The sequence below is a fragment of the Picosynechococcus sp. NKBG15041c genome (assembly GCF_055380235.1).
Window position 1 is genome coordinate 1,633,325 of the sequence record NZ_AP040363.1, and the last position, 11,545, is coordinate 1,644,869.

10 protein-coding genes are annotated in these 11,545 nt (G+C 44.1%); 2 read left to right on the top strand and 8 right to left on the bottom strand.

Going from position 1 to position 11,545, the window contains the following annotated elements; translation table 11 throughout:
• Window positions 1-191 precede the first annotated feature (191 nt).
• The 5 genes from ACZ45B_RS07875 to ACZ45B_RS07895 form a co-directional block, all read right to left on the bottom strand.
• A complete protein-coding gene (locus ACZ45B_RS07875; protein WP_096418091.1) occupies window positions 192-809 on the bottom strand; it encodes a CatB-related O-acetyltransferase in 618 nt (205 codons plus the stop codon).
• Window positions 806-2,590, bottom strand: a complete 1,785-nt coding sequence (locus ACZ45B_RS07880) for an ABC transporter ATP-binding protein (protein WP_024546381.1) — start codon at window positions 2,588-2,590, stop codon at window positions 806-808. The genes ACZ45B_RS07875 and ACZ45B_RS07880 overlap by 4 nt, the downstream gene beginning before the upstream one ends.
• Before the next feature lie 196 nt (window positions 2,591-2,786).
• Complete coding sequence (locus ACZ45B_RS07885) at window positions 2,787-3,401, bottom strand: glycosyltransferase family 4 protein (protein WP_201766595.1); 615 nt, start codon at window positions 3,399-3,401, stop codon at window positions 2,787-2,789.
• 15 nt (window positions 3,402-3,416) lie between these two features.
• On the bottom strand, window positions 3,417-4,001 hold the full coding sequence (locus ACZ45B_RS07890; RefSeq protein ID WP_201766593.1) for a glycosyltransferase: 585 nt from the start codon (window positions 3,999-4,001) through the stop codon (window positions 3,417-3,419).
• 1,344 nt (window positions 4,002-5,345) lie between these two features.
• On the bottom strand, window positions 5,346-5,540 hold the full coding sequence (locus ACZ45B_RS07895; RefSeq protein WP_024546380.1) for a hypothetical protein: 195 nt from the start codon (window positions 5,538-5,540) through the stop codon (window positions 5,346-5,348).
• Window positions 5,541-5,562: 22 nt separating this feature from the next.
• Here ACZ45B_RS07895 and ACZ45B_RS07900 point away from each other — a divergent pair, with 22 nt between their 5' ends.
• On the top strand, window positions 5,563-6,804 hold the full coding sequence (locus ACZ45B_RS07900; RefSeq protein ID WP_024546379.1) for an SLBB domain-containing protein: 1,242 nt from the start codon (window positions 5,563-5,565) through the stop codon (window positions 6,802-6,804).
• 73 nt (window positions 6,805-6,877) lie between these two features.
• Window positions 6,878-9,091 (top strand): GumC family protein, encoded by a 2,214-nt coding sequence (locus ACZ45B_RS07905; protein ID WP_051352949.1) that lies wholly within the window; start codon window positions 6,878-6,880, stop codon window positions 9,089-9,091.
• A gap of 186 nt (window positions 9,092-9,277) precedes the next feature.
• Here ACZ45B_RS07905 and sfsA read toward each other — a convergent pair whose 3' ends face one another.
• The 3 genes from sfsA to ACZ45B_RS07920 all read right to left on the bottom strand — a co-directional run bounded on the left by sfsA (window position 9,278) and on the right by ACZ45B_RS07920 (window position 11,470).
• A complete protein-coding gene (gene sfsA, locus ACZ45B_RS07910; RefSeq protein ID WP_024546377.1) occupies window positions 9,278-10,036 on the bottom strand; it encodes a DNA/RNA nuclease SfsA in 759 nt (252 codons plus the stop codon).
• A 34-nt stretch (window positions 10,037-10,070) separates the two neighbouring features.
• Window positions 10,071-10,649 carry a late competence development ComFB family protein gene (locus ACZ45B_RS07915; protein ID WP_024546376.1) on the bottom strand — a complete coding sequence of 193 codons (579 nt, stop codon included), beginning with the start codon at window positions 10,647-10,649 and terminating at the stop codon, window positions 10,071-10,073.
• A gap of 179 nt (window positions 10,650-10,828) precedes the next feature.
• The gene (locus tag ACZ45B_RS07920) at window positions 10,829-11,470 is read right to left on the bottom strand and encodes a class I SAM-dependent methyltransferase (protein WP_024546375.1); all 642 of its coding nucleotides are present in this window, start codon (window positions 11,468-11,470) and stop codon (window positions 10,829-10,831) included.
• Between the last annotated feature and the right edge of the window lie 75 nt (window positions 11,471-11,545).

An 11,545-nucleotide genomic window follows, 5' to 3' on the forward strand; every position in this document is an offset into this window, starting at 1 on the left:
AAAAATAGTGATGAAGATCTTTAAAATCAGGTTTTAAGCCTTTTTTCTATAGTTAGGACTTGAGTGTTCTCTAGAAATTAAAAATATTTCCTGGATAGCAGCACACATATTATCGATCTTATTTGAAATTTTCTACTATGAGGGGTATCACAAACTGTACTTATTCTTCTACCTCGACTAGTGATAATTTACTAGTCTACTATTATACTTGATAAAATTAGTGAATTTTGTTTGCTAAAATCAGTTTCAAAAAAAATGCGATTTCTTATGATTTTATCTTCATCCCAATCCCACCAGCAAACTTTCAGAAGCTGTTCGATAATTGAATGACTAAATCGATACTTAATTATTCTTGCAGGATTTCCACCTGCTATGGCATAAGCAGGAATATCTTTAGTAACTACAGCTCCGGCCCCGATAACAGCGCCATCTCCTACAGTAATACCGGGCAGAATGATCACATTGTCTCCAATCCAAACATTATTACCAATGGTTATTGGTCCTTTACTAACGGTAATGTCAGAACCAAAGTATTTTTTTTGGAATTTGACCTGCAAATTTGCATAACCAGTGTGATGATTTGTCGGACGAATCCTCAAATTATGACCAATGGCACAGTATTTGCCAATCAAAACTGGAGAATTTTTGTTGCTGCCAATGAATGCGATCCCATTAATATTTGTTCCTTTGCCGACTTTAGTGTTATTACCAAGAAAACTTTTAGTATTGTTAAAAGCTTTATTCGGGTTGTATACAAAAAAATTTTTGATCCTAATAAAAGCAGTAGTTACTGATTTGAATAAACTCATGATGGTTGGCCTAAATGTAACTTGCTATAGTAACCGCTGGAATTCAATAATGCCAAATGTTTTCCTTGTTCAACGATCTTACCTTTATCAAGTACAACAATATTATCTGCACTTTCAATAGTTGAAAGCCTGTGAGCGATTACAATTACAGTACGGTCATGACTAAAACTATCAATCGCCTGTTGAATCATTTTTTCTGAAGCACTATCTAGGGCACTAGTGGATTCATCGAGAATTAATATATCAGGATTCCTGACAATAGCCCTAGCGATCGCAAGTCTTTGACGTTGTCCTCCAGATAAATTGACACCTCTTTCTCCTAATACTGTTTCATAACCTTGGGGTAAACGGTCTATGAATTCACTTGCATAGGCTTTTGTTGCTGCCTCAATTACTTCCGAATGACTAGCAGACCAATTTCCGTAAAGGATATTTTCATACACCGAGCAGTTAAAAATAAAACTTTCTTGGCTAACATAGGCAATCTTCGCCCGCAGGGAGTCAGTATCTAAGTCTCGCAAGTTATGACTATCGAACAAAATAGCACCTGCCTGGGGTTGATAAAATCCCATAATCAGGCTAGCAATGGTAGACTTTCCTGAACCAGATGCTCCTACTAGTGCAGTTACCCTTCCTTTAGGGATAAAAAGGTTGAAATTTTCTAGCACTTTTCCCGAATTGGATTGATAAGCAAAATTGATGTTTTCAAAAGTAATTCCCTTAGATAGTCCCTCAAAGAGGATATTGCCATTAGACATCTGTAGTCCTTCAGTTTCTTCAAAGAAAGTTTCAATAACATTGAAACTACCAGCATAGTTAGCAGTCGTTGCTCTTAAGTTATTCAAGCTATTTATTCTTGGCACCATCCTGACTAAAACAATTAGAAATGCCAACGAAACTGATGTAGAAGCATCACTCAAAAAAAGTTGGTTAGCTAGAAAAAGAATCACAAAGATCATGAGCACACCAGAAATATCTGATAGCGGCATGACCAGCGACTGTCCAATGGATGAGCGAACCTCTGACTGAAGTCTTTCGTCTAATATCTTGAGAATTTTGGCAGACTCAATCCGTTCTGCAGAATATGCTTTGACAATTCTAATCCCACTAAGTAGTTCAGAAATGCTAGCCGAAAATTCACTGATACTTTGTGCAACTCGTCTGGCTTCCCGCCTGACGCCTCTGATAATTGATTGTAAAAAAAAAGCAATAATTGAAATACAAAATATTGCAATTCCACTTAATTGCCAGGAGAGACTGATTAGCAAAACAAAGAGCGATGTAACTGTCAAAAATTGGTTAAATGTTATCCCAACATTTAGAGTTAACTGTTCACAGCGTTGGGCTTGCTCATTTGTATAACTCGATAAAGTTCCTGTATTTAATTTGTCATAGGCAGATACTGGCAAGTTTAAAAATCTGTCTAGACAACGCTGTCGCAACTCAGTGCTGACTTTCACAGATAAGACTCTTAGGCGATGATTGCCCAGAAACAAAAATACTCCTTTGATCAAAACCAAAATAAAAAAGCAAATACCAATAGCTAGTAATTGATTCTGAGGTGAAAACTGGCCAAAGAAACTGAATAGTAAGCTAACTGATTTTGATTCATTATTTCCATCGCTCTCCAAACTTCCCTCAACCAAAATTTGTAATAAGGGCACAATGATCGCCAAGCTTACCCCCTCTAACAAAGAGGCAATTGTTGAAAAAACAACTGTTTGAGTTAATTCTTTGGGAAACTGGGTTGAGACAAATAGTAGAGCAGATGGTAACTTCATTTAAATCCTAAAAGCAGTAAACATAACAAGTTTTTGCTTCCTAAGAGCATCAGAATGGAGCTGGAGCTTAGCATAAATGCTAAGTCATTAATTCATTCCAACCAGGAGCATCACTTTACCTGAGCTATCTAGACTGTTGAGCTTATACATGTATAAGTACTAACTTGAAGAAAAATCAGCTCATGCTTGCCTGAAATCACAGTGTTCTTGTTGAATTTTGTAGCACCTCTAAATACTGTTCTGCAATTCGTCGGGGCGTGAAATGCGCCTCTAAATATCGCCTTCCTGCTTGGCCCATACTAGCTGCCAAGTCACGATCGCCTGCCAACTCACGAATAAAATTCGCTAACCCTTGACCATCACCATTGGCGATCGCCCGGCCACAGTGTGCCTCTTGAACTAGATCTTTCAAATAGCTATCCGGCGGACATACTGCAGCAATAGGGCGTCCGGCTGCCAGCGCTGAGTAAAATTTACTGGGCGCCAATAGTCGTTCTATACCTGGGCTCACACTCACCAAAGATAAATCACAGGCTGTCAATGAATAGGGCAATACCTCTTTATCTTGGTAAGGCAGCAAGAGTAAATTTGATAGGCCCAATTGTTCACTTTGTTCAATTAATATTTGCCGTTTGGCACCATCACCAATACAAACAAACTGAATTGGCTCGTCTTTTAGCAAAATTGCTGCTTCTAAGAATGTTTCAACATCATGGCAGCGCCCCATGTTGCCAGAGTAGAGTACGGTAAACGGCTGGACTAGCTGATGTTCCTGGGCAAACCAATTTTCCTGCTTGGGTATGGGGACGATTAAATCCGGATTCGCTCAACTGTGAATAACTGTTATTTTTGATTCAACCTCTGGACAAAGTTGCGCAATATGCTGTTTCATCGCTGGACTTAGCACAATCAAGCCCTGGGCACGACGCCAGGCCCTCTTGTTTAGCTCTTGCCAAATGCCAACAATCCAATGCTGCTCCCTAACAACCCCAAGCTCAACGGCAATGTCAGGGTAGAGGTCATATAGCAGACACACATAGGGGGCACGGAAAATAAGATTTACGAAATAGCCCACTACGGGGAGAAAAGGAGGTGCTGTTGTGATTAAGAGCAATTTTGTTTTGCGTCGACGTACTGCGAGATGGAGAATTGTCCGCAGCAAGAACAAAATACCATTGATTGCTTTGCCCCGAATCCGTCGCGGCCAGAGCTGGGCTATACGTGATCGTTTAACTTTAATTCCGTCAACTTGCTCCAGTGTTGGCGCTTCCATTGAACGAAACGCATATCCCGGCTGACCCGTAAAGATATCGATATCTAACCCTTGTTGACTCAGATGTCGTGTTAATTCTTCAATGAGCTGGCCTGTGGGCGCGAAGTCAGGAGGAAAGAACTGAGTTAGAACCGTCAAACGAGGCTTTGGTTTAATCTTGGATGTAGGAAGAGTTATTGACACTTGGATTAAGAATAAATTAAGAGTACAAAAAGAACAGTATTCTGGATTGGAGTAATGGATTATGTATAGATTTCTATCGAGCTAAGGATTAAGCTACTATCCCCCAATCCCAGTAAATTTAATCTATCTAACAATAAACAGGCAGATTACTTCTGCAAAAACTTCACTTTCGTTTCCAAAGTAATGGAACCATGCAAGTGAAGGGATACTGGAGGAACTGAGATTGCAAGAACCGTCAAAGTTCACTCTAGCGCACCAAGACACTAAATGTATATTCTTCAATAAGGTAATTGAAATGTATTCAATTTATTTTAATTAGTCAAGTACCAAAATGTAGAGCATAACTTATTCCAAGTATCATCTTGTCTACATATAAGTATTTCCATACAGCACTAATTTTAGTAAAAATGGCAACAAATTAAACGTTACATCAAACTCTTTTTTGTTGCATCTTATCAAAAAAAATACCGTACCTTTAGGCCCTATGGAGAACTAGTTGACATAGCGAAAGTCTCTGACAGTAGTGGAACTGCGGCATTGTGATTGGCGACGTGTAAATTCACCAACTGAAGGATTGCCTTGGGCTGAGATCACGCCTGTTGCCTGTTGCCATAATTCAGGGGATGCCAATGATATTTGGTACTTATGATCTTGTTTTCGGACATGATACCATTTTGTCTCTTGACAACATCTGCACCAAAAGGCCTCTAGCCATTCTCCTTGTAGTGGGACAGCTGTTCTCGTTGCGACGAGCAGTAGCGCTTTCCTTCGGCTTATGCCACGATTTTGGAGCAGATCTACTCTATCCGCATAAATTGGGTATTTTTGGCTGGTGCTATCTAAATAACACTGATGAATTGGACATAAAATAGCCCGGCGTTTGGAGCGATTGCGGTTGCGATCGCGACGCTTTGTAGATGGCTGGTTATCTGAGTTTCTGGAAGAATTGTGCTTCTGGTTCGTTAGTTTCATACGAGAAATCAGGGTTTCGGCCACTTGCAGCTTTCCCATTCTAGTCTCAATAAATCTGATTTCACTGGGTTGCAGGAGTTTTTAAGACACCAAGCATGGATTATAGGTTCCCCTTCGATCTATGAAACTCGTTCAATTGGCGTAAGATGTTTCTGTATTTTCATGTGTTGAACCGTTGGCAGGACAAGGAATTCGCGTCTTATTAACTTCTATGGCCACTAGCCCAATAATATTCAGAGAGTCCTATTTCTAGTTTTTCTTGTACACTGGGGCTAATGTCAGCCCATCGCTGCCCTGAAACAGCCCATCAGCCGTTATATTGTTGTGTTAAATTTTAAATTCTTGGATTAAGTCATAAATTCCAGGAGCTTGCTCAATGCAATTTTTTATCCTGCTTTGTACATCAGCCTTTGTTCTAATCCCTGGTGCATTAAGGGCTGCTACTGCTTCCAGCATTGCCACAACTTCTAGCTTTGCAGAATATGAATCTTTGCAAGCGCAAAACCCCCAGCGGATGAACATACCGTCAATCTCCGTGCCGGGAATGGATTTTGATCGTACCTATATTCTTGGTGTAGGTGATCAGCTAGAAATCAGTGTGTTTAATGTTCCTGAATATAGTGGCAACCAACGGGTGCTTGCGGATGGCTCCCTTAATTTACCTGCCATTGGCAAGGTCCCCGTTGCGGGGTTAACTATTGAAGCGGCAGAGCAGGCGATCGCCACCCGCTACCAGTCAGAATTACGTCATCCCCGAATCACCCTTGTTTTATTAGAGCCTCGTCCTCTCCGGGTAACTCTCTCTGGAGAAGTGAACACACCTGGTTCATATACCCTAGATGGCAGCGAATCGCCCACCATTGTGCAAGCTATTCAATCCTCAGGGGGACTCACCCAAACTGCCGATTTACGGCAAGTACAAATTCGCCGCCTCACCTCATCTGGATCGAGACAGAGCCTTGCCATTGATCTGTGGGAACTTCTCCAAAACGGAGACGCAAGCCAAAATATTGCTCTCCGGGATGGAGATACTATTCTTATCCCAGCAGTAGAAACGGTGAACTTAATGGAGTCAGCTCAAATGGCTTCCTCCAATTTGATGGGCACTCCTTCTACACTAGACATCGGTGTTATTGGCGAGGTGTTTCGTCCGGGAATCTACCGTCTCACAGGCAGTGGGTCCCAAGCAAATCCCACCGTATCCCAAGCCATCCGAGAAGCAGGAGGGATTAAACCCTCAGCCGATATTCGTAGTATCCAAGTTCGTCGCCTCACTCGTAGCGGTGCTCCCCGCACCATTGACATTGATTTTTGGGAGCTTTTTCAATCAGGGGATCTTACCCAGGATTTGGTCTTACAACAGGGGGATACTATTTCTATTGCGATGGCTGAGTCCTTATCCGATGCCGAAGCCGCCCAAATTGTCTCAACTAATCTATCCCCTGATGAAATTCTTGTGAACGTGGTAGGCGAAGTCGCGAGTCCTGGCGCTGTTCGTGTTCCTGCAAATACGACCTTAAATCAAGCTTTGTTCGCTGCTGGAGGATTCACTGATCGCTCACGTAAAAAAAGTGTGGAACTTATTCGATTGAATCCCAATGGCACCATTCTCCAACAACAATTTGAAGTTGATTTTTCCCAAGGTGCTGACACCCAAGCCAACCCAATACTATGGAACAATGACGTTGTTATTGTTGATCGAAATGCGGCGGCTAGCTTTACGGACGGGCTTTCACTTATTTTGAGTCCATTGCGAAATCTCCTACCTTTCCGTTTCCTATTTTAAAAATTGATTCATGGATAAAAACACTACCAATAACACTATTGCTCAATACAGGAATAACGGAACACCCATTTCGATGTCTGCTCCCGTCGCTCCCTCGTTACAACTGGTAGAGGAGGAAGACTTTGATCTGGGTCAATTTTTATCTGTCGTTCGGCGCCGGGTCTGGTTAATTCTGGGAGTAACCACCGTTAGTATGGGGCTGATCACCGTTAACACGTTATCCCAAGAACGGGTATATGCTTCTCGCTTTCGTCTATTGGTCGAGTCGGTCAACTCTAATAACGACATTTCTAGTCTTTCTAATCTAGCCCAAGGCCTCCAGCAAAATCTTGGCGTCAGAGCAGGCGGCCTAGACTATGAGACTCAAATTCAGGTTTTGCGCAGTCCTGAATTGCTTCAAAAGGTTATTCAACCTCTACAAGAACAGTATCCTGACCTCGACTACGAAAGCTTGTTTGGTAATCTCAGCATTACTCAACCGGGAGATACAAAGATCCTAGAAGTTAGTTATCAAAGCGCGGATCCTGATCAAATCGAAGCAGTATTAGAACAACTAGCCTCGGTTTATTTGGAGTACAGTTTGGCTGAGCGACAAACCAATTTTAGACAAGGCCTGCAGTTTATTGACCGACAGCTGCCTAGTCTACAGCAGCAGGTAGATGACCTACAGGGAGAACTGCAAAACTTTCGTCAAGAATATAATTTCATTGACCCAGAGGCGCAAGCCGATCAACTGGCCGAAACAGCAGCAACCATAGAACAACGGCGTCTCCAACTCCAGCAAGAAATTGCCCAGGCTCAAAACCGAGTCCAGGCTCTCCAAGGAGAAACTGGAGCATTGGCTGCTCTAAAAGATGCGCAGACCTATCAGCAACTGCTTGGTCAACTCCGGTCAATTGACGCCAATATTGCCAAAGAATCAACGCGTTTCCAAGATGATAGTTTAAACATTCAAGTATTGGAGGAAGAGCGCCAAAATTTATTACCTATTCTCGAACAAGAAGCCGAACGAGTGGGGACAACCCAACTGGCAGATGCGATGACTCAGCTGCAAATTTTACAGGCCCAGATCCCCTCCCTTAACCAAGCGGAAGCGGAAGTTGAACAATCTTTTCAGGATTTAGCTGCCCTCAATCGTCAGTATACGGATCTCCAGCGGCGACTCCAAATTGCGACCGGAGCGTTAACGCAATTTCTTACAAATCGCCAAAATCTCGAAATACAAGCAGCTCAGACAGAAATTCCCTGGCAAGTTATTGAAGCCCCCATTCGTCCTACCTCGCCCATTTCACCCAATATCCAACGTAGCTTAATTTTAGGCTTTGTCTTCAGCTCTATTCTTGGCCTGGGCGCTGCTGTACTTCTCGATAAGCTTACCGACGTTTACTACTCCACAGAGGACCTCAAAAATCAAACGAAGCTACCGTTGTTGGGGAATATTCCTTACAACGAGGAGAAGTATGAAGTCATGGAAGGTACGGAATCATTGTTGCCCCCCATGCTTCGCTTCAAACGTTGGTTTGCATCACTTGTTCCAACTCCGGTTGCAGAAACATGGCAGAAATTAGTCGGTGGTAACCGGGCCCGATCCCGTGATTACTATGGTGCATCTGGATTTTCTGAATCACTACGGGTTCTGCATACGAACCTAAAACTACTGAGTGCCGATCGCCCCTTGCGTTCCATTTTGATTACTTCAGCTTTACCAGGGGATGGTAAATCAACAATTTCACTGAACCTGAGCCCAACGGCTGCTATTCTGGGTCAAAAAACATTGCTTGTGGATGGCGACATGCGACGTCCTCAGGTTGCTCAGAGACTTGATCTACGGCAAAATGACGGCCTCAGTACCATTTTGACAAGTGATATTAGCGACGCTGAGATCAAGGACTTTTTTCAGCAACCAATTCCGTTCGTGGACTTTTCTGTGTTGACATCTGGTAACCCACCGCCTGATGCGGCAAAGTTGCTAGCTTCGCAAAAAATGAAGCACCTAGTCCAGGATTTTGAACAAATGTTTGACTTGGTTATCTATGATATGCCTCCCATATTGGGGCTCGCCGATGCCAGTCTGATTGCCTCCCATGCCGATGGTGTGATTTTAGTCGTCACTTTAAATAAAACCCCACGTTCGGCTGTTGCTGAGGCGATCGCCACCCTCAAACAAGCTAATATTCCTATTCTGGGTGTGGTGGCCAACAGCCAAGATAGAAGTACATCTACTGGTCACTCTTCATATGCCTACTATGGAGCAAAGCCAGAAGAAGTCGGCGTTCCGATGATGTAAATGGTTAAATGGTGTCAGCCCCTTGGCTATACCATCGGCATAGGTTCACGACTAATCCTGGCGCCATAGATACAGCCAAGGGAGTGCTGGCTTATTCTCTCGTCTACCCTATTTAATCTGAGATTGACCGTGAATAGGGGGCTTGTCTGGTGCGGTTAAAACTCAAGCCATACCAAGCACAGTCAGTTATAAAAATGAGGGCGCTTCGGCCACCTCCCAGGGGGCTAAACCCAAATAGCGAATACCCGCTGGGTTGACAGCAAAACGACAGGGTAAAATTTTTACACCGGCGGCGATCGCCTGACGAAAAAGTTTGCCATATTTAGGATCTTTGCTATCGCCGGGAGCAAAGCGGTTGCAGTCGGCCCGATTAATAAAATAGAGCATCACCGCCTGAGCATCGGGTAATAGATCCTTCAATTCCTGGAGGTGCTTTTGGCCCCGGGTGGTTTCAGTATCTGGGAACAGTGCCATTTCCCCTTTGGTCCAAGTGGTATTTTTCACCTCTACATAGAAAGGCGATCGCCCCGGTTTTGTCAGGAGAAAATCAATCCGGCTCTTGTTGTCTATGCCATAACGAACTTCTGGGCGCACGGTATCGTAATGATCAGCTAATTCCGGGATTTGTTTAGCCAGCAACATCGCTTTAATGACCCGGTTTGGCAGGGCTGTATTCACCCCGACCCAGGTGGGTTCTGGGGTCTGCAATTGGATCATTTCCCAGGTGTAGGCTAATTTGCGCTTCGGGTCATCGCTTTTTGAGAGCATCACGGGGGCACCCAGCTCACAGACCCCGGTCATAGGCCCCGTATTCGGACAGTGGGCCGTTACCATTTCGCCAGAATTTAGCTCAATGTCGGCAAGAAAGCGTTTGTAACGTCGACGTAAAATGCCGGGAATTAGTTCAGGATAATGGTAAACCAGGGGGAAATCGGTTTCAGGCATGGCGTCGAAGAAAAAATAAGGCAGGCGATCGCCCCTAGAATTTATAATGGGCGTCTTGCCAGTCAAACACTGGGGGGATATAGTCCCGGTGTTCCCAATCGAAAATCACATCTTCAATGTGACGGTGGAGTGCTCCTTGCACAGCTGATTTTTTCAGCGCTTTCGCAATAATCACCTTTAAGGTGTCCCAATTCATTTCTGGGGCGTCAGACTCAATGAGGTAAGAATCCCGCAGGAGTTTTTCGAGGTCCCGCAGGGAAGCCTCGGCCATTTCATATTGGGCATACTTCGGCGGTGGCAAAGGACTAGAAGAGCGAATTGGGTCCCGCTGTACAGCGGCGATCGCATGACGTACAGCCGTATTAACGTCCGCTTTTAGATCTGCCATGCCCTTTTCTTCTTGCTTTTCTTTACCCCGTTGACTAGACGCATAGAGGGGAGGCAAACGGTTTAAGGCATATGTTGCCACTTCAACTGTGTCAATATATTCCAGCAATGATTGGGGCAGGCGCTTAAGCTGTCGATGAATCTCTTTATGCACCAAGCTCTCCATCACATTTTGGTAAGCATGAGAATTATGTTGTTCAGGAGAGGGCACAGCAGCTTGACTCATAATTATGAACCCCGGAAAGCGAAGAAATATTTTAGGCGTAGACCTTCTGTTTCGAGAAAAACAAAGGTAGGAAAAGCTTTTTAAGTGCTTTTTTCTTAAGATACCCTCTCCATCCTACAATGCTCACTGGGGGAGACTAGGGTTTGATGAACAATTATTGCGTTTGGGTACTATGCGCATCAAGTCCGGTGGGCAAAGACCGCATAGAACGGATCTCGGGTTCCAATCCCAAATATTTGCAACAGGTGCGGCTGGGTTGAGCGTTGGGCAATGACCTCTGGGGGAGCAAAACCCGGGGTCTGCTGGAAGTAACGTTTGACCAGTTGCAGATGCTCTTCATCAGAGCTATCCCGCCAGGCGGCGATCGCCTTTTGGTAGAACATCCGATTCGAGAAACTCACCACACAGACACCACCTGGGGCCAACACCCGTTGAATTTCGGCAAAAACCGCTTCTGGATATTGTAAATATTGCACCGACACAGCAATCAACACGGCATCGAAACTTTGATCAGCAAGGGGAAGCTTGGGTGCAACATTGAGATTTTGGACAAAATAGCGGTCAAGACGCGGGTTTTTCGCCAGTTCCGCTGCGTTCATCCCGTGGCCTACCACTTCCTGAAAACGATAATCTGGCAAATGGGAGACCCAGCTCCCCATTAAATCCAGGACACGATTACCCGGCCCGAGGAGTTTTTCGTAGAGTCCGGTGAGTTGGGCGATGAATCCATCATCCACATGGGTGACGAAACGGGGATAGTCATAAAAAAGCTGGTCATCGCTGGGATCGAGCTTTTGGCGTTGGTCAAGGGACAGAATCATTGAAAGTGCAAGGCAAAGAATACGTTAAATTAGTGATTATGTGGGGAATTCCCCTGCTAATCTGCCCCCATCAGG

Bases quoted from the DNA above. Each gene is read 5' to 3' on its own strand.
- sfsA (WP_024546377.1), bottom strand. From the start codon at position 10,036: ATGCCTGAAACCGATTTCCCCCTGGTTTACCATTATCCTGAACTAATT.
- ACZ45B_RS07920 (WP_024546375.1), bottom strand. From the start codon at position 11,470: ATGATTCTGTCCCTTGACCAACGCCAAAAGCTCGATCCCAGCGATGAC.
- ACZ45B_RS07895 (WP_024546380.1), bottom strand. From the start codon at position 5,540: ATGTTCATCCGCTGGGGGTTTTGCGCTTGCAAAGATTCATATTCTGCA.
- ACZ45B_RS07905 (WP_051352949.1), top strand. From the start codon at position 6,878: ATGTCTGCTCCCGTCGCTCCCTCGTTACAACTGGTAGAGGAGGAAGAC.
- ACZ45B_RS07900 (WP_024546379.1), top strand. From the start codon at position 5,563: ATGGATTTTGATCGTACCTATATTCTTGGTGTAGGTGATCAGCTAGAA.
- ACZ45B_RS07875 (WP_096418091.1), bottom strand. From the start codon at position 809: ATGAGTTTATTCAAATCAGTAACTACTGCTTTTATTAGGATCAAAAAT.
- ACZ45B_RS07880 (WP_024546381.1), bottom strand. From the start codon at position 2,590: ATGAAGTTACCATCTGCTCTACTATTTGTCTCAACCCAGTTTCCCAAA.
- ACZ45B_RS07915 (WP_024546376.1), bottom strand. From the start codon at position 10,649: ATGAGTCAAGCTGCTGTGCCCTCTCCTGAACAACATAATTCTCATGCT.